The sequence below is a fragment of the Thermophagus xiamenensis genome (assembly GCF_900112795.1).
Classification (GTDB): Bacteria; Bacteroidota; Bacteroidia; order Bacteroidales; family Marinilabiliaceae; genus Thermophagus; species Thermophagus xiamenensis.
Map to the genome: position 1 here is coordinate 16,991 of NZ_FONA01000015.1, position 24,677 is coordinate 41,667.

The window sequence follows — 24,677 nt, forward strand, 5'->3', positions numbered from 1 at the left end:
TAGGTTATTGATTTTCGAAATATTGTAACAAAACAATAACGGTTGTAAGTGAAGAGAGGAAAATACTCATTATTGGCAGGTTGATGCGGAACGCTTTACTGCCGGATGGCTTCACATATATTACGTCATTGGGTTTAACGAAAAAGGCGGGAGAAGTGAGGAGTTCTTTTTTAGTTAAATCCACCTGATAAGTAACTTGGCCTTCGGGTACGGACCGTATGACCATAACATTTCGTTTATCACCCAGGTCGGTAATATCTCCGGCTTTACCAATGGCCTGTAGGATGGTCATTTGGTCGTTATAGTGGCTGTACACCCCGGGTTGAGCCACTTCACCCAAAACGGTAACTTTGTAATTCAACAATCTGACAATAACAGTTGCATCTATAAGATATTGGTCGGCAAGTTGCTGAATTCTTTTTTCGGCATCAAACAGGGTGAGACCTTCCACCGAAACCGTTCCTAAAACGGGTAGTCTGATTTTTCCTTCTTTATCTACCGTAAAACCATTAATGTATTGGTCGGCTTCTGAACTCATGGAAATACTGAACCCCGATGCAGGGACGTTGTTATAAAGAGCAGATATTTCAGGATTTCCGGTAAGGATGCGTACATAAAGCACATCATTGACGGCGATGTTGTAATCTTTATGAGGCTGTTGAAAAATCTGCGTTGAGTCTTTTTTTGCGGCCTTTCTCAGGTAAACCATTTTTCTTGGGCTTTGACATCCTGACATAAGCATCAATACGATGAGAAAGGATAGCCCTGATTTAATAAATGAAGATTTGAATATCATGGTATTGTTGAAAATTTGACAGGTTAATAGCATCAGAGTTGCATAAAATAACGACCCCCGTTGAATGCAAATCTATGTAATTTAACATCGATTATCTACCTTTTGGTTTTGAGTGCGGTCCCATTTTTGATAAATGAATGTTTTTAGGCGGCAAACTTTTGGCTTGGGAATGTTTTTTCCTTAATTTAGATAACGGAAGGAAGAATTGGTTCGTTAAAAATTAGGTGGGAAATAATATAATTTGTTGTTTTACACAGTTCCCCCGAGAAAATAAATAGAGTAAAAAGAGACCAGTTCTGATAGCTTCAACATGAATGGCAGCAATTATTTTGAAATTATTGCATGACCATTGCTCTTAATAATAGATTAAAGTTCCTTTGCGATGATAAAAAACCACAATTATTGGTTAAGGTTTGATACAAAAGGAAAAAGAAGTCAAAAAAATGTATGACCATGAAGAATTTAGATTTCAATATTTTCCAGCCGACCCGAACCAATTTAGAACCGGCAGTTGGGCGCGTACTTATTGCCGAACCTTTTTTACCCGGGCCTTACTTTGGGCGTTCCATTGTGTTGCTTACCGAGCATAATGAACACGGAACGGTAGGGTTTGTGCTCAATAAACCCACCGAACTTTACCCGGATGAGATAGTGGATGATATATTGAGCTTTGAAGGTGAGTTGTTTGTGGGCGGCCCTGTTTCATCCAATACATTAAGCTTTTTGCATACCTTGGGGGAGCAATTACCCGGCGCCACAAAGATTACTTCCACCGTTTATTGGGGCGGAGATTTTGAATGTCTAAAGAAAATGATAAATCGAGGCGAGGCTTCCAGCCAATCGGTCAAGTTTTTTATGGGCTATTCGGGGTGGGCACCCGGTCAGCTGGATGATGAGATTGCTGAAAATAGTTGGGTGGTATCCACTTTGCGCGATGAGCTTATTATGACACGGGATGTTAAAAATATTTGGGAGACAGCCATGCATGAGCTGGGGGATATATATAAGACGTGGACTAATTTTCCGCGAAATCCTTCATTTAATTAGTGAAAGAGAGTATGTAAAGCACTTTGGTTAAAAGCAAATTTGTGTAGTGTTGGGGATGAGGTGTATGTTTAGTGGCTAAAAAAGATTTTAGCTGGTAATTTTTGATATTTCTTCATTAAGCCATTGGGTAATAACCTTAGGTAACCGGTTATAATAACGTTTGTTTTCAAAAGCTACTACCCATTGTATTCCTTGAATAGCATTACTTAGAAATAATTCATCAGCATTTAGCAATTCTTCTTTTGTCGCCCCGGTGGTTTCTTTAGCAGGGATGTTGTTTAAGGCAGCAAATCTCAATACCTGTTTGCGCATGATACCGTCGACACACCCTGCAGCAACAGAGGGGGTATAGAGAACCTGGTCTTTTGTCCAAAAGAGATTGGAACTGATGGTTTCAATCCATTTTTTGTTTTGGTTCAGAATAAGGCAGTCGTCAAGGTGGTTTTCCTTTTTGTAAATTCCTGCGAGGATGTAGGGCGTAGCCGAGAGTGTTTTGAAAGGGGCTGTTAGGCTCCAGGCTTTAGGGAAGCCATCGAAAGTTCCAATTTTAAGTCCTCTATCGTTTAAAAGAAAACCTTTATTTGGGAGCGGGGTTGCTTCAATAAGCCATGCAGGGCGGTTATTTTCGGGGGTATACAATCCACCACTGCGACGAAACACCGAAATGCGAACTCTGGCATCGTAAAAAATGCGATTGCGGACAATTAGTCGTTCGATGTATGATTTAAACATATCCGGACCGGGTAAATCGGCTACGGATAATTTTAAGATAGCCATTCCTCGTATCAATCGGTCGTAGTGTTGGTCGAAAAACAAAGGAATGGTTTTATGGCACCGTATGGTTTCAAACAAACCATCGCCGTACCTGAAAGCCCTGTTTTCGTGCGTGAAGAGAGCTTTGCCACATTCATACTGATGCCCGTTAAGAATCAGGTGTTTCTTATTGGAAGGTGGCATAGTGTCAGAAATTAAAGCTTAATAATTGGTTAATAAAATGAATGGCAAGCTTGGGTTCATAGAGAATAGGGAAAATAAGACCATAAAGAGCACCGTAATAATGAGCATCATGTCCGATGTTGTCAATGTTTTTCCCTGCCATGTACTTGGAATAGACCAGATACAGTATTCCAAAAATAATTCCCGGAACAGGAATGATTCCAAAAAATAGTATGGGGTTGTATGGTGCAAAGAGGATGGAAGCAAACACTACTGCCGATACAGCACCCGAAGCACCAACGGCATTGTAGTTTGGATTATCTTTTTCTTTTTTTAGAGTTACAAGGGTGGATACTACCAGGGCACTAACGAAAAGAATCAGGTAACGAATGGCAGAGCCGGTAATATAAGCCGCTTTGAAGTAATAAAGAACTGCCTCACCAAACGAGTATAATACAAACATGTTGATTAATAGGTGCATCCAGTTGCCATGAACAAACCCATACGAAAGAATCCGGTAATATTCTTTGCGGTGAATAATTTGCCAGGCATTGAACTGTAGGCGATAGACGATTATGGGCCGGCCAAATCCTATGATGCTGACAACTGATATGGCAATTATAATAATCAGGTTAATGCTTAAGCTTAAGTTCATGTTATGTCCTTTTTTATTGTCGCTATTTTTTACTGGTGGTCATCGTATCAACTTTGCCGTTATTAGGGGATGATTACTGTTATCGCATCTAAAATACAAACTGCTTAAAACGAGCCTTTAATCCTCATATTTAAAATCTAAATATCTTAAATCTAAAAATCTATATTTCTGATTGTCTTGTATTAAATTAATGCATGATTTTAAAAATCATTTCCTGTAACAGTTCGCCATCAGAGGCAGAATTGTTGTTAACCCCTTTTGATCGCAAATCATATTCCCGTAAAAGAGAAATAACACGCCGAGTTTTTGCCCAGTTGAATCGCCGAGCGGCATTATGGTAGTCTTTAACAAAAAAGGGATTGACCTTCAGAACCGATGCAAGGTTATGTTGGCTTTTGTCTTTTGTGACGTGAAAAGTCAGTAATTTCCGGAAAAATGCAAATAAGGTGGCGATTGTGAAGGTCAAAGGATATTTTTGCGGGTTTTTACCAAATATCCGGGCAATTTGGTAGGCCTTAACCACATTGCCGTTTATGATGGCTTTTTGGAGCTCAAAGTTGTTAAAGTCTTTGCTTATGCCAATATATTTGTCGACATGTTCAGGGGTAATATTTTTAATTTGGGGGCCAATGGCAATTTTAAGTTTATCTAAGGCATTAACAATTTTGCTGAGATCGGTTCCCAGGTGGTCAACCAGAATTTGTGTGGCACTTGCCTCAATGGTTAACCCCATGCTTTTTAGATAGTCGTTAATCCAATCGCCTATCTGGCTGTCATATAGTTTTTTAGTTTCAAGGGTGACGAAGTTTTCGTTTTTCTTCTGAGTTAATTCTTTGTAAAAAGCCTTCTTGTCTTTTGGTCGTTTATCGAAATTATCGCGATAATTTATTACCAGAATTGTAGCAGGGGCAGGGGCCTTTAAATAAGACACTAAAGGCTCAAAATTTTTCAAATGCTGAGCTTCTTTAATGATTACCACTTGCCGTGGGGCCATCATAGGATAGCGTCGGGCGGCATGAACAATATCCATGGGGTTGGTGTCACGGCCATATAAAATGGTTTGGTTAAAAGCTTTTTCTTCTTCTTTTAACGCATGTGTGGCAATGTAATCGGTTATGAAATCGGCAAACCAGGGCTCTTCGCCTGATAAAAAATAGACCTGGGCAAAGACCTTCTTTTTTAGGTTATCAACTATTTTTTTAAAGTTGTTGGACATAATCGGTAATTCATTAAAGAGGCAAAGTTAGCACTAACGGTTAAAATTTAAGGTGTTTTACCGATTTTCCGTTGTTAATGATTTCTTTAAGCGAGTCGATACCGATTTTAAGGTGCTCATGAACAAATTCCCGGGTCACGCGTTGGTCGCTTTTTTCGGTTTTAATACCGGTAGAAATCATGGGTTGGTCAGATACGAGCAAAAGTGCGCCGGAAGGAATTGAGTTGGCGAACCCGACGGTGAAGATGGTTGCCGATTCCATGTCGATAGCCATGGCTCTTGTTTTGGCCAGATATTTTTTAAACCGGTCATCATATTCCCACACTCGTTTATTGGTAGTGAATACTGTGCCGGTATAATAGTCTCTTCCGTAATCCCGGATAGTTGTGGAAACGGCTCTTTGAAGGCTAAAAGCGGGTAGGGCCGGCACTTCTGGTGGCAGATAATCATTGGAGGTACCATCGCTACGAATGGCTGCAATAGGAAGGATTAAGTCGCCGAGGGTGTTTTTTTTCTTTAAACCACCGCATTTACCCAGAAATAATACGGCCTTGGGTTTTATGGCACTGAGCAGGTCCATTATAGTTGCCGCATTGGGACTTCCCATTCCAAAATTGATAATGGTAATCCCATCGGCACTACAATTGGGCATGTTATGATTTTCGCCAACGATGGGGACATTATTCCATTTAGAAAATAAATCAATATAATATTGGAAATTGGTTAGCAGAATGTACTGCGTGAAATCACTTAAAGGACGGCCGGTATAGCGCGGCAACCAGTTCTCTACGATTTCTTGTTTGGTTTTCATAAATGTTTTGTTTTTTACGAATATAATTGAATTTTTTATTGCACACGAAGTATTGTTCTTAATTTTACCACATGGAACCACTGAATTTACCCCATTATAATTTTCGATATAAGGAAATAGGCGGCAAAATGTTCATCTTTGATGAGGTACGCCAAAAGTTTGTAAGTCTGACACCTGAGGAGTGGGTTCGCCAGCATTTTTTGCAATTTATGAAAAGGAACTTAAACTACCCTTCCAATCTAACGGGAGTAGAAAGAAAGGTAAATGTCAACGGCCTGACTCAACGATGCGACATTATTTTATACAACCGAAAGGGGCAGCCGGTTATGATTGTTGAATGTAAAGCCCCTTCGGTAAATATTGATGAAACTACGTTGGCCCAGGCTGCCAGGTATAATACGACCTTGGGTGTTCCATATTTAGTATTGACCAATGGTTTAAAGCATTACTGCATTCGTATCGAGAATGATAAGGGGAGATATTCTCTTGAGCGTCAATTTCCTACATTTGATTCGTTGCAATAAGGTTTAGTTCCCTGCAATTTTTTGGTACATAAGTTCATCTTTGTAACCATCGGGTGTTTTGCGCCAATCTTTTTTTCGGCCGACGAATTTAAACCCCAAACTTTCGAATAGTTTTATGCTGGGCAGATTATCTTCGGAAATATCACAGAAAACCTGATGAAGGCCCAAATGAGAAAATGCATAGTCGGTAAAGAGCGCAATAGCTTCTTTGGCATATCCTTTCCCTCGTTCCGGTTTGTAAATCATAATACCAATACCTCCACGACTATGGTAGGGGTCGAAGTCGAAGAGGTCAATCATACCGATGGTTTTGTGTTTTTCTTTTCCGGGGATATCAATCATCAGTCGCAATTGCTTGGTTTGGTATATGTCAAGGGAAGTTTGGTTGATGTAAGTAATAATTTTATGTCGGCTAAAGGGGGTTAAGGTATTACTCACCGGCCAGAGGTCCATCTGGTTTTCCCAATGATAAAGTAAATCGGCATCAGATGGTTCAAGGGCCCGTAGGATGATTTTGTCGTTTTTTATCATATCCTGCTTTTTAGCCGGCAAAAATAGTTGATGCCGGATATAAGAACAAAAGATTGGTTCGGGTAATTTTAGGTAAAAAGTAATTTGCTTTATGACCGGATATTAGTTGTTTATATTATTGTTGTCTTGTGTGTTGTCTAATTTCGGTTTAAGAGTAATTGCCGGAAGATAGATGGCTCTGTTTTTCGATTTATAATCGTCTTTCATTCCCAGTTTAAAATTTTGTGAATAGGGTTGGTGACCTTCGCACTCGATAAGCAATTTATATTCTTGGAAAGAAGGGATTATGGTTACAAGTTTACCGGTTGTAGGATTTACTTTGTATGCCCCGAGTCGTTCATTGGTTTTGCTGTTTATGATGTAAATGACAGCCTTTTCGGCAGGTTGATTTTGGCTGTTAAAGATGTGAGTTGAAACCACTGCCATTGAGCGTTCGTTGTCTTCAGGGAAATGAAGCAAAAAGAGGTCGGATTGACCGATAGTTCCTTCTTTTCTGGAAGAGAAGTAAACACGTTGCCCATTAGGAGTAGGGACGTAAAAAACATCATCAGACGGGGAGTTTATGGGATAACCGATATTTTCTGCTTTAGACCATCCCTTTTCGGTTTTGGTGCTCTTAAAGATATCGTATCCACCCATAGAATTGTGACCGGTAGAGGAGAAATAAAGGGTTTTATTGTCAGGATGGATGAAGGGTCCCTCTTCATCCATTTCGGTATTGATATTTTCACCGGCATTGATAGGTTTACCCCATGTACCATCGGGCAGGCGATGAGAATAGTAAATATCTTTTCCACCAAATCCACCAGGTCGTTCGCTGGAAAAATAAATGGTATTACCATCCGGGGAGAAGGATGCATGCGTTTCATTATATCCAGAGTTTACCGGTTGGGGCAGAGGTTCTGGTTCTCCCCATCCGTCAAATGTTTTTCTGGAGATAAAGAGCGCACCGTTTAACCCGTCGTTTTGAAAAAAGATGAGCCCTTGTCCGTCAGGAGTTAAGCCTACAGTGGCCCGGTTAACATTTTTATAGCCTGGTATTTTCAGAACTTTTGGTTTGGTCCAACCATTATTACGCCAATGACTGACAAAAATGTTCTCGAAATAAGCTCCTTCGTTGTCATCTTCATTTATAGGTCTGGTAGAAGTAAAATAAATAGTAGATTCATCGTACAAGGTAATTGGACTATGGTCTTCGTATTTGCTATTGAGCACTTCTCCCAGATGTTCAATCCTAATAGAAACGGGATGAGCCATAAGCTCTTTCATGTTAAGACAGTATTGAATTTCCTGTTCAATGTCTGCTTTTAATTGTTTATCAACAACAACTTGCTTAAGTTTTTCAAACTCTTTTAATGCTTTATCGGGGTTTTCATTGAGGCGATATGCTTGTCCAAGATAAAAATGGGCTTCAATCGCGGCAACGTTTTTCCCATTTTCTAAAGGATAATTAGGCATTGTTTTTTCCAGTACCGAAATAGCCTGGTCCATTTTTTCCTGGGCCATTAGAGCAAAACCTTTAAGCAGTAAAGCTTCCGGATGTTCTTTTTGAATAAGAGGAGTAAGCTTTTCTATGGCTTCGTCATATAATTCCAGATTTATAAGTTCGTTAGCCTCGCGAATTAATTTACGAGGTGACTGTGCATTAACCATGGGCAAAAACAATAGGAAACACCCTAAAAGTATTGTTGAAACTACTGTTTTTTTTATTAGTATCATCATAGAAAATTTTATCTAATTAATAGATTAAAGCTTTGTTATGATTGGCGAATAAACCAATATAATCCTTTAGGGAAATGACTTGCCTTCCGGCAATTAACAAATTAATTATATGCCTGTCCGTTTTAACTTTTTAAGCATGTTTTTGCGATTGATAAAGCCGCTATGTTTGGCTTTTCACGGTTATAGTACACGTATAACACAAAAAGTATGTGTTTTTGGATGTACCAATTGTAAAGGGTTTAGTTAAGATGTAACAGTAAAAAACTAAAATATACCACCTTAATAATGTAACTGGTTGTAGGATACAAAGTACAAAAAAATAGTTGGAGGGTTGTATGAAAGTAGTACGGAGTTTTTTTAACGGCTGTTTTTTTGTGATGAATAGAGGTTTTTCCTTGATTTCTGAATCAAATTGGCTGTATTCAATCGTGGGGAAAAGAATAGTATAAGATTATAAAGATATATTTATGGAGTGAATAAGAGGAGCAAAATGAGTTAACTATCTCAAGGATAATTTCAATTCTATATTTCAGTAATAACCTATTATTAAATTTCAGAGATTTGAGAATCAGAAGAATCAATTAAAGAATAAAGCGTAATTAGGGATAATTTTTACAAAATAGAGATTTAATAAATCCACAGAAAGTTTTTCTTTCAGCTTTTCTAAACCGAGAAAGGAATATTTCACGTTCATTTTGAGGTACATCCTGACAGAGCATATGGTAAATTTCGCCCCATCCCGGGAAACCCCCAATATTTTTATCATCTATGAAAACATCGGCATTGATTTTTCGGCTAACGGTTGCTTCATCAAATTTTTCTTCAGGAAAGTTTTTGTTAACGGCATAAAATTCAACTCCGTGTTTTGCGCAAAATTCAACGGCCTCTTCTAATTTCTTCCCGGTTCTGAAAGTCCACAAAATCAAAAGGTGCCCTTGCTTTTGCAGAGCTTTTAAAGTTTCAAACGCAAACAACTTTTCTTTTCCTATTTCCGGATATCGATGCTCTACTATGGTACCATCAAAATCAACGGCTATAATCATCGGAGTCGTTTTTATCAGGTTTTTCGCCATATTTTTCATTCAATGTTTCAGGCCTAATTTCTTTTTCTATACTATAGCGAGTTGGCCGATTAATAAGATAAGCCAAAAATAATAAGCCAAAAACATAAATAAAAGTGAAGTCGGCGGTAAGCATGTATCCAATTAACCCCAAGAGGGCTAAAGCTTCGAGGGTAACTATTTTAATAAAAAAACTGCGTTTAAATTGTTGCAGTTGATTAACGAAAGGTAGGTCCTGGTCTATATGTTTAACTTTTTTTGAATGAAAGATATAGCTGGCAGGGATTCCACCCAATGAGAGAAGAAGGATAACAGCTTTAAAGTTTTCCTTAAATGTTAAGTTCCATTCTACTACCGGGCCTATTTTATTTACTACAACTAAGGCTACCAGAAGCATTATCAGTAAGGCTACCAAAATGCTCCAGAAAAGAAACTTGATTTGTTTAAATACGGTATTGGCTTCCATCTATGTTTTTTTATTGTACATTTTTTTCAAAGGGTTGTCTGTCGACAAGAGAGCGCCCAAGAGTGACTTCATCAGCATATTCCAATTCATCACCTATGGCTACACCTCTGGCAATGGTGGTGAATTTTACCGGGTAATTTTGAAATTTTCTATAAAGATAAAAATTGGTGGTATCTCCTTCCATCGTTGTGCTCAGTGCAAAAATAATTTCTTTGATTTCCCCTTTTTTAAGTTTCTCTTCCAATGGGGCAATGGTTAAATCATCAGGCCCGGTACCATCCATGGGCGATATTAATCCACCTAATACATGATAAATACCATTATATTGATGCGTGTTTTCAATAGCCATTACATCTCTGACATTTTCGACCACGCACACCAGGCTATGGTCTCGCCGGGGGTTGGAACAAATAGAGCAAATGTCGCTGTCGGAAATATTAAAACAGTTTTGGCAATATTTAATTTCATCGATAAGGGTGGTAATGGCTTCTGCAAAACGATAAACCGATTCCTTATCCTGTTTCAGGATATGTAAAGAAAGTCTTAAGGCACTTTTTTTCCCTATTCCCGGTAGCCTTGAGAATTCGTTAACGGCATTTTCCAGTATTTTGGAAGGAAATTCTATGTCGGACATTGGTTATGCTTTTGGGTTTCAAAGTTAATAAAAAAATGGAGGGATAAATGAGCTTGTTTTCGGTACTCGATTAATCGCCTTAAAATATGGTTATGATTGATTTAAATTGTTTTTTTGTAGAGCAAAAAGAGGGGGGGATGAAAATTCTGGAGTCTGTTGAAAATATTAAGTGGGGCCCTTTTGTTAACAGTGTTTTAACGAGTAAAAGTGAACTTTTATCAGGGCATCTTCAGAAGTAATTTAAATTAATATTCATGAATTCTGTATTAGTTTTATCTCTGTTAGGGGTTTATTTTGTGGTGCTTATATCCATATCTGTAATTACCGGACGGCGTGCGGATAACGAGAGTTTTTTTCTAGGGAACCGGCGTTCACCGTGGGCAGTTGTTGCTATTGGAATGGTTGGCGCTTCCTTGTCGGGTGTTACTTTTGTTTCGGTGCCGGGCTATGTTACTTCGGTAGGATTTACGTATATGCAAATGGTAGCCGGATTTTTTGTGGGCTACATTGTTATTGCACATGTTTTACTGCCGCTTTATTACAAGATGCGGTTAACATCCATTTATACGTATTTGGAAGAGCGTTTCGGCCAGAGCTCTTATCGTTCGGGAGCCATACTATTTCAGGCCAGTAAGGTTGTTGGTGCTTCTGCACGTTTGTATTTGATGACGGTGGTTTTGCAAATAGCGCTTTTTAATGAGTTGAGAGTCTCTTTTGAGGTTACTGCCATGGTTCTTGTGTTACTGATTTGGCTTTATACATTTCGGGGAGGAATTAAAACCATTATATGGACCGATGCGTTGCAAACCATTCTGTTTTTAGTTGCTGTGGTTGTAACCATTTATCATATAGGCCATCAATTAGGTGCTGATGGTAAGACGCTGGTTCGCTACGTTACGGAAAGTGAGTTTTTTAAAATTTTTGAGTTTAAAGATTGGCGGTCGCCGCAGCATTTTGTTAAACAGTTTTTGTCGGGGATATTTATCACAATTGTAATGACCGGTCTGGACCAGGATATGATGCAGAAAAATCTGAGCTGCCGGTCACTTAAAGAAGCCAAAAGAAATATGTTGTCATATGGTTTTGCTTTTATTCCTGTAAATCTTTTGTTTTTAACCCTTGGAACGCTTTTGGTGATATTTATGCGTCATCAGGGAATAGCCATGCCTGACAGGGCCGATGATATTTATCCTGTTATTGCGACGGGAGGATATTTACCCTTGTCGGTTGGGGTATTATTTATTCTGGGATTGATGAGTGCTGCCATGTCGAGTGCCGATTCTGCACTAACGTCGCTTACCACTTCTTTTACGGTAGATATATTAAGGATTGATGGATTTAATACGTCTCGCGCGAAAAAGATAAGAATGATTATTCATTTGGGTTTTGCCTTACTTGTAGGTTTGGTCATTATTATTTTTGGGGCAATAGGTCAGGACAGTATTATTGATACGGTTTATACTTTAGCGGGCTATACTTATGGCCCATTATTGGGCTTATATGCCTTTGGATTGTTTACTCGTCGAAAAGTACGGGATGGTATAGTACCCTGGCTGGCTATATTAGCCCCGGTAATAACAGGGATAATTGATTTTAATTCACAGGAATGGCTGGGATTTGTGTTGGGATATGAGAAATTGATGCTTAACGGGGCAATTGTTTTTGCCGGTCTGTGGATGTTTTCTACCGCCGAATCGTGACAGGATGGCATCAATGCCTGTGTTGGTGTTATTTTTGATATTAACGGAATTGTCCATAAATTAGAGACTGATTATAAATGAATGGAGTTTGAAATTATCTGGTACGACAGGCTCATAACTTTTGGATTATATCTATTAAAACAACCTATTGCGAAACATATTCTCAAATAGTGAAATTTAGTGTAAACAAATAGAAGAAAAGCGTATGCGGTATTTAAAGTTAATTGTTTTAGCGGTTATAACATTTCCTCTGCTTACGAGTTGCGGATATAACCGTATGGTGGAATTAGAAGAAAGTATTGATGCCCAGTGGTCTCAGGTAGAAAATGTATATCAAAGGCGGGCTGATCTAATACCTAATCTGGTAAATACTGTTAAGGGGTATGCCAGTCATGAACAGGAAACACTACAAGCTGTCATAGAGGCTCGTTCGAAAGCTACAAGCATCAATTTATCTGCCGGTGAGTTGAATGAACAGACCTTAAAAAACTTTCAACAGGCACAGGAAGGATTATCGTCAGCTATTTCGCGGTTAATGGTGGTTGTAGAGCGCTATCCTGACCTGAAGGCGAATCAGAACTTTTTGGATTTACAGGCACAGCTGGAAGGGACTGAAAACCGGATAGCCGTGGAGCGAAGAAAGTTTAACGAAGCCACGCGAGCCTATAATACCTATATTCGCAAGTTTCCCAAAAATATAATTGCTGGGATATTCAATTTTGAGCCACGACCTTATTTCGAAGCCGATGAAGGAGCCAGTAAAGCACCTGAGGTCCAGTTTTAAAAAAAAGGAATTTATGGCTGTAAATATTTTTACTGAAGCGGAGAAGCAAGAGATTACCAATGCCATTAAAGAGGCGGAGTTAAATACTTCAGGAGAGATACGCGTTCATATCGAAAAAAGCTGTCCCGGCGATGTATTGGACCGGGCAGCCTTTATCTTTGAAAAACTGAAGATGCATAAAACGAAGCTTCGAAATGGTGTTTTGTTTTATTTGGCGGTAAAAGACCGTAAGTTTGCCATTTTGGGTGATGCCGGAATTAATGCCAGGGTACCTGAAGGATTTTGGGATGAGGTAAAAGAGCTCATGGTTGCTCATTTTAAAAACGGAGAACTTGCCAAAGGACTGGAAGAAGGTATTAAAATGGCAGGGGAACAGTTAAAAACTTATTTCCCCTGGCAAAAGGATGATGTTAATGAACTTTCGGATGAGATTTCATTCGAGTAAAATTTTATTAGTTATTGGCCGAATATAACTATCTGGTTTAAGGTTTAGTATAACTTCTATATAAACCGAAAAATCTTACCATTTAACCTTAAAATAAACAATATAATTTGCTGATAGATGATACGACTATACTCTATATTATTGGTTGTGTTGTTTCTGGGGCCTGTTGCATCATCAGGACAGGATTTTCCGGAGCGACCTCAGCCGCCAAGACTCATAAATGATTTTGCCGATGTTCTGGATAGCAGAGCAGAAAATTTGTTGGAACAGGAGTTGGTAGCATTTGCCCGTCAAACCAGCACTCAAATAGCAGTGGTTACTATTTCTGACCTGGAAGGATATGATAAAGCAGACTATGCTTTTCAATTGGCGGAAAAATGGGGTATAGGACAAAAAGGTAAGGACAACGGCGTTCTAATATTGGTTCAACCTAAAATTGGGAATAAACGGGGACAAGCCTTTATTGCTACAGGATATGGATTGGAAGGTGTCGTACCTGATGCGGTAGCCCGTAGGATTGTGGATAATGAAATGATACCACGATTTAAGAGGAATGATTATGCGGGAGGTATTGCTGCAGGGGTGTCGGTATTAATGGAGTTAACCAGAGGGGAATATACTGCTGAGGGATATTTGAAAAAAACAGGTAGTTCGGGTTCAATGTTAGGGGGGATTGGAATAATAGTTTTCTTTTTTATAATTCTGCTAACATCTTTGGGCCGACAGCGAGCCCGTCATAGTTCTATTGGTCACGACTTGCCATTTTGGGTATTATTGTCCATGTTAGGTTCCGGCAGTAGAAGTCAAACCGGTAGTTGGGGCAGTTTTTCTTCAGGGAGTGGTCCATTTGGCGGTTCCGGTGGCGGCTTTGGCGGTTTTGGGGGTGGTAGTTTTGGCGGTGGTGGTGCCGGTGGTAGCTGGTAAACATTAATGCCAGTCTTATTTGAAATACTGTTATGAAATTAGATACAAAAAAACGGGTTTTAAACCCGTTTTTTTGTATATCAAAATTATCCTGGTTCCAGTCCAACAATCAATTGTATATTAAAAATCAATATTATAATTCACTATCGACCAGAATTCTTCCGCAATATTCACAGACAATAATTTTTTTACGAGATTGAATGTCGAGATGTCGCTGGGGCGGAATTTTATTAAAGCAACCGCCGCATGCATCTCTTTCAATGGTTACAACAGCGAGTCCGTTACGGGCATTTTTTCTGATTCTTTTGAAAGCAGAGAGTAAACGCTCGTCGATGTCTTTTTCTATTTCTTTTGCTTTTTTTCTTAATTTATCTTCGTCCTCTTTGGTGTCGTTAACGATGCTATCCAGTTCGTTTTTTTTGTTTTCGAGGTCAATTTTTCGTTCCTCGAGGAGCGTTTCGGATTTGGCCAAAGTTTCCTGTTTGGCTTTCATCTCTGCCTCGAATTCTCGAATCCTTTTTTTACAGAGTTCTTTTTCGAGATTTTGATATTCAATTTCCTTATTAAGAGATTCAAATTCTCTGTTGTTGCGCACACCTGCCTGCTGCGATTCATATTTTTTGATTAACAGGTCTGCTTCTTTAATACCATTTTTCTTTTCTTGAATAGCGGTATTGAGATTTTTAATCTCTGTATTAAGGTTACTGATACGGGTTTCCAGTCCTTCTATTTCATCTTCCAGGTCCTGAACTTCCAGAGGCAATTCACCCCGCAGGGTTTTTATTTTATCAATCTCGCTCATCACCTTCTGAAGGTTGAACAGAGCGCGAAGTTTATCTTCAACGCTTTTCTCACTGCTAGTTTTCTTTGTTCCAGTTTTTGCCATGCTGCTAAAAATATTTTACGGGATTGGTAGTAACGTTCGTCAAACGGACTGCAAAATTAGGGAATTTTTTTGTAAGTAACTCAAAAAAAACTTCTTTAGTCAACTGTTCACTTTCGTAATGCCCAATATCGGCGATTACGATTTTATTGTCTGCTTCTTGAAACTGGTGATATTTGAAGTCTGAACTAACAAAAACATCCGCACCTTCCTGAATGGCCTTATTCAAGAGGAAACTGCCTGAACCACCACATACAGCCACTTTTTTTACCGGTTTATTTAAAAGGTTTGTATGCCGAATACATTCAGCACCTGTCACCTCTTTGATTCTTTTTAAAACTTCATTTTCGGAAAGGGGATTTTTCAATTCTCCAATTGCACCGAAGCCAACTTTATTCCAAACATTCTCCAAAGGGTACAGGTCGTATGCCACTTCTTCGTAAGGATGAACGTCAAAAAGTGCTTTCAGAACCTGCTTAGTTAAATGCTTGGGTATTACTGTTTCGATGCGCTCTTCCTTTTCGAAATGGATGTTGCCTTGCTCGCCAACAAAAGGATTAGTTCCTTCACCTGCCCGAAAAGTGCCTATTCCTTCGAGGTTATAACTGCAGCAGTCGTAATTTCCTATTACGCCTGCACCTGCCTCGAAGATTGCAGTGCGCACCTTCTCAGCATATCGGGTTGGGACAAAAGTGACCAGTTTCAGTAATAAATTGGAACGTGGTGATAAAACTCTGATGTTGTTAAGTTCTAATTTTTTCGCCAGAATACCACTAACGCCATTTTCAACACTGTCAATACTGGTGTGTGAAGAATAAATGGCGATATTTTTTTTTATGGCTTTAATTAAAATCCGTTCCGGCGGTGTTTGTCCAGTTAATTTTTTTACTCCTTTAAGTGTTATTGGATGGTGAGAAACAATCAGATTTTCACCATTTTTTGATGCGTCGTCAATAACTTCTTCTGTTACGTCCAATGTAATCAAAACACCCTTGATTTCCATATCGGGAGTGCCGGTTTGCAGTCCGGTGTTATCGTAATCTTCCTGAAAGGCCGGCGGGGCAAATTTTTCAATTTCTGCAATAATATGCTTTAGCAATACCATAAATGCAAGCAATCTAGATATTCTCTTTTATTTCTATCAGTGTTTGTCGGATTTCCTGTAGGCGTTTTACTACTTCAAAATTGTTTTCAGTTTCTTCTTTATTCTCTTTGAGTTTTTTTTTGGCCCCTTTAAGGGTCATTCCACGTTCTTTTACCAGGTGGTAGATTAGATGAAAGTTGTCAATGTCTTTTTGGGTAAATAATCGGTTTCCTTTTTTGTTTTTGTGAGGTTTTATAATGTCAAATTCCTTTTCCCAAAAGCGAATAAGAGAAGTGTTAACATTAAAAATTTTGGCCACTTCTCCGATAGAGTAATATAATTTTTCGATTTTAGGTTCTTTGTACGGCATTATTAATCAAAGCGTTTTAATAAGAGGTTCCCGGAAACAATAATTGCTGCCTGAAAGAAAACAGGCAGCTAATGCAATAATAATTCTTTTTTTTGTGGAGTGCAAATTTAGGTTAATATGCAGTGAGGATGTGAAATTAATCAAAGGTTTGGTGACTGTTACTGGCTATTTGTATCATTTTTTCAAATTGATCTGGTGTTAGATCCTGGAAATAATAATGAGCGGGATTAACCGGTCTGCCTTTAACCCTTACCTCGTAATGGAGATGGGGTCCGGTAGATTTTCCCGTGTTTCCAACAAAACCAATGACATCACCACGTTTAACTTTCTGGCCTTTTTTTACATTAAAACGGTCGAGGTGGGCATACAAAGTAGTATATCCAAACCCATGATCTATTTCAATGTGGTTACCATATCCTCCAAAAGATTTGACGACTCTTTTAACGACTCCTTCCCCGGTGGCATAAACTTCGGTCCCTATTGGTGCCGAGAAATCCATACCTTCATGAAACTTTTTGACTTTATAAATGGGGTCAATTCTCCATCCGTAACCAGAGGCGGTTCTGCGCAAATCTTTATTGGACACCGGCTGAATAGCAGGAATGCATCGTAACATTTCTTCTTTGCGTAACGTAAGATCGATGATCTCATCGAAAGATTTACTCTGAACGTAGAGCTGTTTCATGATGATGTCCAATTTCCTGGCGGTATTGATAACCAAATCTGCATTGTCGAGATTTTCCAAATGCTTGTAACGGTTCATACCTCCAAAACCTGCCCGCCTGATAGAATTAGGGATTGAATCGGCCTGATAAATAACCCGGTAAATTTTTTCATCCCGCTGTTGTATGTCATCTAGAGCAATTTGAATTTGCTGAAGTTTTTTATCCATTATTTCGTATTGCGAAAGAAGGCGGGAATTTTCTCTGGCAAGTCGTTTTTCTTTAGGACTGTCAAAAATATAAGAGAAGCCCAAAAAGTAAAAAATACCTAAAATAGCAGAAGAAGAGGCAAACTGAAAGAATCGTTTTACTTTGTAACGAATTCCTTGTTCTATTGGTTCATATGTTAATGTTTCAGTATTGTATCGGTATTTTACTTTTGACATACGGAAATGTTTTGCTGTCCAAAAATAGAAAAAAATGTTTTCAATAACTATTTGTTAGATGTTTAACCTATTTTTGTGGCTCAGGGAAACAAATTTTTATTATTGTTACCCCTTATTGTGTTGATGGTTTAGTGGTTGATTGATAAAAGTTTATATTTGTTTTGCCTGACGAAAAGCAGATCATAATGCCAGAGTTGTTTTACGGGATAATGGGAAAAAGGTTATCATTTTTTGGCAAAAAGTAATTTATGTAGGAGTTAACAATTAGAGGATTATATAGACTATGAGAGCGAAAGAAGTTCGACAAAAATTTTTTGATTTTTTTAGAGCCAATCAACATGTAATAGTACCCTCCGCCCCGATGGTTTTAAAAAACGATCCTACGCTAATGTTCACCAATGCCGGGATGAATCAGTTTAAGGATATCTTCCTTGGGAATCATAAGCCGGAACATCTCAGAGTTGCAAATGCACAAAAGTGTTTGAGGGTTTCAGGTAAACATAATGACCTGGAAGAAGTTGGGCGTGACAGTTATCACCATACCATGTTTGAAATGCTCGGGAACTGGTCGTTTGGTGATTACTTTAAAGAGAAGGCTATTGATTTGGCCTGGACTTTTTTAACCCGGGAATTGGGGATTGATAAAAGCAGACTTTATGCCACCATTTTTGAGGGAGATGACACCGATAAGCTTGCTCGGGATGATGAGGCGGCGACCGCCTGGGCGAAATATCTTCCTGAAAAACATATTATTAATGGCAGTAAGAAGGATAATTTTTGGGAAATGGGAGATACCGGTCCTTGCGGTCCTTGTTCCGAAATACATATAGATTTAAGAGATGAGTATCAACGAAAAAGTCAACCCGGATATGAATTGGTAAACAAAGACCATCCCGAAGTTATTGAAATTTGGAATTTGGTATTTATCCAATACAATCGTAAAGCAGATGGTACTCTAATACCATTGCCTCAAAAGCATATCGATACCGGCATGGGTTTTGAACGCTTGTGTCGTGTGCTTCAGGGGAAAAAATCCAATTACGATACCGATATCTTTCAGCCCGTCATCAGGCAAATATCTTCAATTTCGGGTGTTGAGTACGGAGCTTCCGATGAAACGGATATTGCCATGCGGGTTATTGCTGACCATATTCGAACCATAGCCTTTTCAATTACCGATGGTCAGCTGCCTTCCAATAATAAAGCCGGATATGTCATTCGTCGTATTCTTCGGAGAGCTGTTCGGTATGGGTATACTTTTTTAAATATGAACCGCCCATTTATGAGTGGTTTGTTGCCGGCTTTAATCGAGACCATGGGCGAGGCTTATCCGGAGCTTAAGGCTCAGCAAGAGCTCATAGATAAGGTGATTTATGAGGAGGAGGAGTCTTTTCTGAAAACTCTGGAAACAGGGATTACTCTTCTGAACCGGATTATCGAGGATATGCTCGGTAAGAATTATAAAGTGGTAAGTGGGAAGGTTGCCTTTGAGCTATATGATACCTATGGTTTCCCGTTGGATTTAACTGAATTAATCCTTTCAGAAAAAGGTTTGGTGGTAAACCGTCAGGAATTTGAAAAGGAGATGAATGCACAGAAAGCACGTGCCCGAAACGCAGCTTCTGTTGAGACGGGTGACTGGATTCAGCTAAAGGAAGATGACCAGGAAGAATTTGTGGGGTATGACTATTTTGAAACCGATGTGTATATTACCCGCTATCGCCAAATACAAGCCAAAAATAAAACTCAATATCAATTAGTTTTTAATATCACACCATTTTATGCCGAGAGTGGAGGACAAGTTGGTGACACCGGTGTCCTGAAAAATGAAAAAGAAACTATTCCTATTCTGGATACCAAAAAGGAAAATGACCTTATTGTTCATATCACCAATAAATTGCCTTCTGATTTGGGTAGTACATTTCGGGCTGTGGTAGATGTAAGTAAACGGAAAAATGCTGCCCGTAATCATACTGCCACCCACCTTTTGCATAAAGCTTTGAGAAAAGTGTTGGGACCTCATGTGGAACAGCGTGGTTCTTTGGTTCATCCAGATTATTTGAGGTTTGATTTTTCACATTTCCAAAAGGTTTCGCCTGATGAGCTGCGGCAAATTGAAAAACTCGTTAATGCCGATATTCGTGCAAATATTAAAAGGGAAGAACATCGGGAAGTGCCGATAGATAAAGCTCGTGAAATGGGCGCCATAGCTCTTTTTGGTGAAAAATATGGTGATGTGGTACGTACCATAGGTTTTGGCGATTCCATTGAATTGTGCGGGGGGACGCATGTAGATGCTACCGGAGAAATAGGTTTTTTCAGAATTGTTGGTGAAACAGCTGTCTCGGCAGGTGTCCGGCGAATAGAAGCGGTTTCGGGCGAGAAAGCTGAAGAGTTGTCATATATTCAATCCGACCTTATAAACGAATTAGGAACATTGGTTAAGAGTAAAGGACAACTTCGCAAAAGCATCGAAAATTTGTTGCAACAAAATGCCCAACTGTCCAAACAGCTGGATGGCATGATGCAAAATTTCCTGAAAATTGAAAAACAATCACTTATTGATTCGGCAAGTGATGAAAAAGGGGTTAAAATTATTGCCTCTATTGTAAAACCTCAACTGAGTGGGAATCTGAAGGATTTGGCTTTTCAATTAAGAAATGAATTATCTGGTGATATGATTGCTGTGTTGGGTGGCGAAGTAAAAGGAAAACCTCAAATAGCTGTTATCCTGTCTGACTCATTAGTAAAATCCGGTAAGCTGAATGCCGTAAATCTGGTTCGTGAAATAGCAGTTGATATTCAAGGAGGAGGTGGCGGCCAACCATTTTTTGCCAGTGCCGGCGGAAAAAATCTTCAGGGTTTAGCTTCTGCTGTTGATAAAGCCCGAAAAATTATTGTAGAGAAATTAGAGGCCTAACCTATAATTTGTAAACAAATTTTGGGAAGGTGTTAATCCTAAGCATGCATTTAGGGGAGATAATTTTACTTTTTAATTATTAAACCTTCATAGCTTTAAAATATTCATCTTTCCGCTATGGCCTATACCCTGTCCTCTTTTTGTTTTAAGAAGATTTACAATCGACTAAGTGAACATGAGAATAACCAGAACATTTGATTTACTGGAGAATCTCAGGCAAAATCACAACAAGTCTGATATTCTGGCAACCAAACGTGACGGCAACTGGATTAAATTCAGTGCCGATGATTATTCCCGAAATGCCAAAAACTTTGCTTATGGTTTGTTGGCGCTGGGATTTAAAAAAGGAGATAAGATAGCCACCATTTCCAATAACCGTCCTGAGTGGAACTTTGTGGATATGGGAATGGCCATGGCTGGCGTAGTGCACGTTCCTGTTTATCCCACCCTTGGCGAAGATGACTTTAAACACATCCTTTCCCATTCAGATGCCAAAATGCTTATCGTGGCTGATTTGGGTACTTACAGGCGGCTTCAGCCAATAGCGCGGAAAATTAGTAAGCTTAAAAAAGTTTATACTTTTAACTATTATGAGGGTATTCCGCACTGGAGTGAGATTTCAAAAGAGGGCGAGGACGCCAAAATGAAATATAAAGAAAAGCTCCAAAAGATCTCCGAATCCATTAAGCCGGATGATTTGCTAACCATCATTTATACATCTGGCACTACCGGACTACCCAAGGGAGTAATGCTTTCTCACCGCAATATCCTGAGTAATGTTGAAGGGGTTTTCAATCTCTATCCTTTGGGACCTGACGACCGTATTTTAAGTTTCCTGCCGCTGTGTCATGTCTACGAACGCATGGTTAACTATCTTTTTCAGTGGAAGGGATGCGGTATTTATTATGCCGAAAATTTGGGTACTATTGCACAAAACCTTGCGGAGGTGCGGGCATCGGCTTTCGTAACTGTCCCCCGGGTTATGGAGCGTATCTATGACCGCATAGTTTCGAAGGGTGAGGATTTGAGGGGTATAAAACGACGCATCTTTTTTATGGCTCTGAAAATAGGAGAGAGGTACAGAGTCAACGGGAAACATGGTCCCTGGTATGGTCTTCGTCTGTGGATTGCCCGAAAACTGGTCTTTGCCAAATGGCAGCAAACATTTGGCGGTAAGCTGAAATTTGTTATCTCCGGCGGTGCCGCCTTGCAACCAAGGCTAAGTCGTCTTTTTTTCGCTGCAGGCATCCCACTTATGGAAGGATATGGCATGACTGAAACCTCACCTGTTATCGCTGCTAATCATCTTAGCGAGCCCAACAGTTTGTTGATTGGCACTGTCGGGCCTGTTCTCAAAAACATTCAGGTGAAGATCGACGACGACGGAGAAATATTGGTAAAAGGGCCGAGTGTGATGATGGGGTATTACAAGGACAAGAAAAATACCGCCGAAGTATTAGATAAAGATGGTTGGTTACATACCGGCGATATCGGAACTTTTGAAAAGGGTAAATTTCTGAAGATCACCGATCGTAAGAAAGAGATGTTTAAAACATCCAGCGGAAAGTATATTGCACCTCAGGCCATTGAGAATATACTTAAGGAATCTTTTTTTATCGAACAGGCCATGGTGGTGGGTGAGAACGAAAAATTTGCCAGTGCTTTGATCTCTCCCAATTTTGAATACTTGCACGTCTGGGCCAACGATCGTCATATTCATTTTCGTGATAATCAGGAATTGATACGTCATCCTGATGTTCTAAAGGTCTTTCAGAAAGAGGTTGAAAAGTACAACAAACAGCTGGGGCGCACCGAACAGATTAAAAGATTCCGACTGGTGCATGAAGAGTGGTCGCCCGCTACCGGTGAATTGTCGCCAACCCTTAAGCTGAGACGGCGTGTGATCTATAACAAATATGCCAATCTGCTAAGGGAAATATATAATTATGCCCCCGGTGAGGAAAACCGTGGATCCATTAAGTTTAACGATCTTTGATTTTTAGGCGTTCCGGCTTGTTGTGTATCTGGTGATTTTGAGGTAACTTCGGGGTAAATCAGATTAACTTTTGTATTATGGAAGAAGATCAACTGGTTACCATTGCCACATTTAGCTTTGCCCCTCAAATGGGGCTGGTACGCAGCAAGCTGGAGTCGGAAGGGATCGAATGCTTTGTTAAAGATGAACTTGTTTCGCAAACCTACATCTATAATGCCGTGGGGGGAATAAAGCTTCAGGTAAAGGCGAGTGATGCTCAACGAGCCACCTCCATTGTAGAAGAGATGGGTATCTTCGATATACCCGACCCCAAGCCTTCCCGCATGGTAAGATTCGACAGGATGACCCGTCGGCTCCCATTGTTCGGAAAGCTTGATTTGGGCATCCGTTTCTTCGCTTTCCTGGTCCTTTTGGCCGTGGTGCTTGTGTTTGTTTATATCTTGCTGATAGTATAATTCATTTTGTCGGTAATATTTGTCGTCTTTCCTCTGAATCTCCCGATAATAGTTTTGTTAAGTGCTTAGGAACCAATTTTCCTGAGCACTCCCTCTTTCTGTAAAGGGAAAGCGTTTCCCCCGATAAAGGGAAAGTGTTTCCCCCGGAAAAGGGAAAGCGTTTCCCCCGATAAAGGGAAAGCGTTTCCCCCGGTAAAGGGAAAGCGTTTCCCCCGATAAAGGGAAAGTGTTTCCCCCGGAAAAGGGAAAGCGTTTCCCCCGATAAAGGGAAAGCGTTTCCCTCGGTAAAGGGAAAGTGTTTCCCTCGATAAAGGGAAAGCGTTTCCCCCGGTAAAGGGAAAGTGTTTCCCCCGATAAAGGGAAAGCGTTTCCCCCGATAAAGGGAAAGTGTTTCCCCCGATAAAGGGAAAGCGTTTCCCCCGGTAAAGGGAAAGTGTTTCCCCCGATAAAGGGAAAGCGTTTCCCCCGATAAAGGGAAAGTGTTTCCCCCGATAAAGGGAAAGCGTTTCCCCCGGTAAAGGGAAAGTGTTTCCCCCGATAAAGGGAAAGCGTTTCCCCCGATAAAGGGAAAGTGTTTCCCCCGATAAAGGGAAAGCGTTTCCCCCGGTAAAGGGAAAGCGTTTCCCCCGATAAAGGGAAAGCGTTTCCCCCGATAAAGGGAAAGTGTTTCCCCCGATAAAGGGAAAGCGTTTCCCTCGATAAAGGGAAAGTGTTTCCCCCGGTAAAGGTTAGTCATTTACATTTTACAAAGAGTTGGAAATTTGTTTTTACCGGTATTTGTCAGAATTCCACCCTGTGGTAGTGTTTAAACCCGCATTATGCATTTAGAATTTTGGTTTCAAAAAAAGAAAAATGTCTGTTTTAGAGTTGTCCTATAAAGGGTAAGTCTACACATATTTTCTAAATAATTATAAATTCAACAAATAAATAATTGAAGGAGAAACCCCACAATCATTAGGGTGTGCATGGAGTCTCAACAACCATAAGAAAAATGGAAAAATACAAAAACAAATACCGTATTGCCTCTGCCCGCGCCCCCTTTGGGGATTACAGATGGAATGCCGCCTGTTTTGTTACCATTTGCACCAAAAACCGGATTTGTTGGTTTGGAAAAATTTCTAACGGGGTGATGAAATTATCTGCCATTGGGGAAATTGTTAATGCCGAATGGTTGAAAACATTCAAAATACGCCCTGATATGAATTTATTCATGGGCGAATATGTTGTAATGCCCAACCATTTTCACGCCATTATTGGCATCGGGGAAAATCAATACAATACGCAACGGGAAATGCAACGGGGGGCCCAATGGTGGGCCCAACGTAGGGACGCAATGCATTGCGTCCCTACCGATAAAACCGACAAAACCAACGATAACAATCATCCCATGAACCAATTTGGGCCCCAATCCAAAAATTTGGCATCCATCATTCGTGGTTTCAAATCTGCCATCACCCAAAAGGCCCGTCAAATTTATCCCGATTTTGCGTGGCAACCCAGATATTACGACCATATTATTAGAAACAAACAATCATTTCAAAAAATAACAACCTATATTAAAAACAACCCTGCCAAATGGAAAAATGATAAATTTCACAGATAAAATCAG

At 39.7% G+C, this 24,677-nt stretch carries 25 protein-coding genes; 10 read left to right on the forward strand and 15 right to left on the reverse strand.

Features of this window, described 5'->3' with window-relative positions; genetic code table 11:
* Nucleotides 1–4 precede the first annotated feature (4 nt).
* A complete protein-coding gene (locus BM130_RS09970; RefSeq protein ID WP_010526044.1) occupies nucleotides 5–709 on the reverse strand; it encodes a polysaccharide biosynthesis/export family protein in 705 nt (234 codons plus the stop codon).
* Between the two features lie 540 nt (nucleotides 710–1,249).
* Between BM130_RS09970 and BM130_RS09975 the strand changes: the two genes are divergently transcribed.
* On the forward strand, nucleotides 1,250–1,843 hold the full coding sequence (locus BM130_RS09975; RefSeq protein ID WP_029626430.1) for a YqgE/AlgH family protein: 594 nt from the start codon (nucleotides 1,250–1,252) through the stop codon (nucleotides 1,841–1,843).
* 87 nt (nucleotides 1,844–1,930) lie between these two features.
* Here BM130_RS09975 and BM130_RS09980 read toward each other — a convergent pair whose 3' ends face one another.
* The 4 genes from BM130_RS09980 to BM130_RS09995 form a co-directional block, all read right to left on the reverse strand.
* A complete protein-coding gene (locus BM130_RS09980; RefSeq protein ID WP_010526046.1) occupies nucleotides 1,931–2,800 on the reverse strand; it encodes an aminotransferase class IV in 870 nt (289 codons plus the stop codon).
* Nucleotides 2,801–2,804: 4 nt separating this feature from the next.
* Nucleotides 2,805–3,434, reverse strand: a complete 630-nt coding sequence (locus BM130_RS09985; protein WP_010526047.1) for a rhomboid family intramembrane serine protease — start codon at nucleotides 3,432–3,434, stop codon at nucleotides 2,805–2,807.
* 187 nt (nucleotides 3,435–3,621) lie between these two features.
* Nucleotides 3,622–4,650, reverse strand: a complete 1,029-nt coding sequence (gene holA, locus BM130_RS09990; RefSeq protein ID WP_010526048.1) for a DNA polymerase III subunit delta — start codon at nucleotides 4,648–4,650, stop codon at nucleotides 3,622–3,624.
* Nucleotides 4,651–4,690: 40 nt separating this feature from the next.
* Complete coding sequence (locus BM130_RS09995; protein ID WP_010526049.1) at nucleotides 4,691–5,461, reverse strand: AMP nucleosidase; 771 nt, start codon at nucleotides 5,459–5,461, stop codon at nucleotides 4,691–4,693.
* Nucleotides 5,462–5,532: 71 nt separating this feature from the next.
* On the opposite strand from BM130_RS09995, the gene BM130_RS10000 reads away from it, so the two are divergent.
* Nucleotides 5,533–5,985: a type I restriction enzyme HsdR N-terminal domain-containing protein gene (locus BM130_RS10000; protein WP_010526050.1), complete on the forward strand. Its 453-nt coding sequence runs from the start codon at nucleotides 5,533–5,535 to the stop codon at nucleotides 5,983–5,985.
* A 3-nt stretch (nucleotides 5,986–5,988) separates the two neighbouring features.
* Here the strand turns inward: BM130_RS10000 and BM130_RS10005 are convergent, their stop codons facing one another.
* The 5 genes from BM130_RS10005 to recR form a co-directional block, all read right to left on the reverse strand.
* Entirely contained in the window at nucleotides 5,989–6,516 is a 528-nt protein-coding gene (locus BM130_RS10005; RefSeq protein WP_010526051.1) for a GNAT family N-acetyltransferase, read from the reverse strand.
* Between the two features lie 102 nt (nucleotides 6,517–6,618).
* A complete protein-coding gene (locus tag BM130_RS10010) occupies nucleotides 6,619–8,235 on the reverse strand; it encodes a tetratricopeptide repeat protein (RefSeq protein ID WP_074964369.1) in 1,617 nt (538 codons plus the stop codon).
* Nucleotides 8,236–8,837: 602 nt separating this feature from the next.
* Nucleotides 8,838–9,281, reverse strand: coding sequence for a BT0820 family HAD-type phosphatase (locus BM130_RS10015; protein ID WP_010526053.1), 444 nt, complete (start codon nucleotides 9,279–9,281; stop codon nucleotides 8,838–8,840).
* Entirely contained in the window at nucleotides 9,265–9,765 is a 501-nt protein-coding gene (locus tag BM130_RS10020; protein ID WP_010526054.1) for a hypothetical protein, read from the reverse strand. The genes BM130_RS10015 and BM130_RS10020 overlap by 17 nt, the downstream gene beginning before the upstream one ends.
* A 10-nt stretch (nucleotides 9,766–9,775) precedes the next feature.
* Nucleotides 9,776–10,399: a recombination mediator RecR gene (gene recR / locus BM130_RS10025; RefSeq protein WP_010526055.1), complete on the reverse strand. Its 624-nt coding sequence runs from the start codon at nucleotides 10,397–10,399 to the stop codon at nucleotides 9,776–9,778.
* Between the two features lie 254 nt (nucleotides 10,400–10,653).
* On the opposite strand from recR, the gene BM130_RS10030 reads away from it, so the two are divergent.
* The 4 genes from BM130_RS10030 to BM130_RS10045 all read left to right on the forward strand — a co-directional run bounded on the left by BM130_RS10030 (nucleotide 10,654) and on the right by BM130_RS10045 (nucleotide 14,252).
* Nucleotides 10,654–12,099 carry a sodium:solute symporter gene (locus tag BM130_RS10030; RefSeq protein ID WP_010526056.1) on the forward strand — a complete coding sequence of 482 codons (1,446 nt, stop codon included), beginning with the start codon at nucleotides 10,654–10,656 and terminating at the stop codon, nucleotides 12,097–12,099.
* A 205-nt stretch (nucleotides 12,100–12,304) separates the two neighbouring features.
* Entirely contained in the window at nucleotides 12,305–12,883 is a 579-nt protein-coding gene (locus BM130_RS10035) for a LemA family protein (RefSeq protein WP_010526057.1), read from the forward strand.
* Between the two features lie 13 nt (nucleotides 12,884–12,896).
* Nucleotides 12,897–13,328 (forward strand): TPM domain-containing protein, encoded by a 432-nt coding sequence (locus BM130_RS10040; RefSeq protein ID WP_010526058.1) that lies wholly within the window; start codon nucleotides 12,897–12,899, stop codon nucleotides 13,326–13,328.
* Nucleotides 13,329–13,445: 117 nt separating this feature from the next.
* Nucleotides 13,446–14,252 (forward strand): TPM domain-containing protein, encoded by an 807-nt coding sequence (locus tag BM130_RS10045; protein WP_010526059.1) that lies wholly within the window; start codon nucleotides 13,446–13,448, stop codon nucleotides 14,250–14,252.
* A gap of 133 nt (nucleotides 14,253–14,385) precedes the next feature.
* Here BM130_RS10045 and BM130_RS10050 read toward each other — a convergent pair whose 3' ends face one another.
* The 4 genes from BM130_RS10050 to BM130_RS10065 form a co-directional block, all read right to left on the reverse strand.
* Nucleotides 14,386–15,138 (reverse strand): zinc ribbon domain-containing protein, encoded by a 753-nt coding sequence (locus tag BM130_RS10050; protein WP_010526060.1) that lies wholly within the window; start codon nucleotides 15,136–15,138, stop codon nucleotides 14,386–14,388.
* 4 nt (nucleotides 15,139–15,142) lie between these two features.
* Nucleotides 15,143–16,240 carry a Nif3-like dinuclear metal center hexameric protein gene (locus BM130_RS10055; protein ID WP_010526061.1) on the reverse strand — a complete coding sequence of 366 codons (1,098 nt, stop codon included), beginning with the start codon at nucleotides 16,238–16,240 and terminating at the stop codon, nucleotides 15,143–15,145.
* 13 nt (nucleotides 16,241–16,253) lie between these two features.
* Complete coding sequence (locus tag BM130_RS10060) at nucleotides 16,254–16,589, reverse strand: MerR family transcriptional regulator (RefSeq protein WP_010526062.1); 336 nt, start codon at nucleotides 16,587–16,589, stop codon at nucleotides 16,254–16,256.
* Between the two features lie 136 nt (nucleotides 16,590–16,725).
* Entirely contained in the window at nucleotides 16,726–17,697 is a 972-nt protein-coding gene (locus BM130_RS10065) for a M23 family metallopeptidase (protein ID WP_010526063.1), read from the reverse strand.
* A 283-nt stretch (nucleotides 17,698–17,980) separates the two neighbouring features.
* Here BM130_RS10065 and alaS point away from each other — a divergent pair, with 283 nt between their 5' ends.
* The 3 genes from alaS (at nucleotide 17,981) to BM130_RS10080 (ending at nucleotide 23,068) form a co-directional block, all read left to right on the forward strand.
* Nucleotides 17,981–20,617, forward strand: coding sequence for an alanine--tRNA ligase (gene alaS / locus BM130_RS10070; RefSeq protein WP_010526064.1), 2,637 nt, complete (start codon nucleotides 17,981–17,983; stop codon nucleotides 20,615–20,617).
* Nucleotides 20,618–20,792: 175 nt separating this feature from the next.
* Nucleotides 20,793–22,613, forward strand: a complete 1,821-nt coding sequence (locus BM130_RS10075) for an AMP-dependent synthetase/ligase (RefSeq protein ID WP_010526065.1) — start codon at nucleotides 20,793–20,795, stop codon at nucleotides 22,611–22,613.
* A 77-nt stretch (nucleotides 22,614–22,690) separates the two neighbouring features.
* Nucleotides 22,691–23,068 (forward strand): putative signal transducing protein, encoded by a 378-nt coding sequence (locus BM130_RS10080; protein ID WP_010526066.1) that lies wholly within the window; start codon nucleotides 22,691–22,693, stop codon nucleotides 23,066–23,068.
* 1 nt (nucleotide 23,069) lies between these two features.
* On the opposite strand, the gene BM130_RS10085 is transcribed toward BM130_RS10080, so the two are convergent.
* A complete protein-coding gene (locus tag BM130_RS10085) occupies nucleotides 23,070–23,804 on the reverse strand; it encodes a hypothetical protein (protein ID WP_074964371.1) in 735 nt (244 codons plus the stop codon).
* 255 nt (nucleotides 23,805–24,059) lie between these two features.
* On the opposite strand from BM130_RS10085, the gene BM130_RS10090 reads away from it, so the two are divergent.
* Nucleotides 24,060–24,671, forward strand: coding sequence for a transposase (locus BM130_RS10090; protein WP_010527020.1), 612 nt, complete (start codon nucleotides 24,060–24,062; stop codon nucleotides 24,669–24,671).
* The last annotated feature ends 6 nt before the right edge of the window (nucleotides 24,672–24,677 follow it).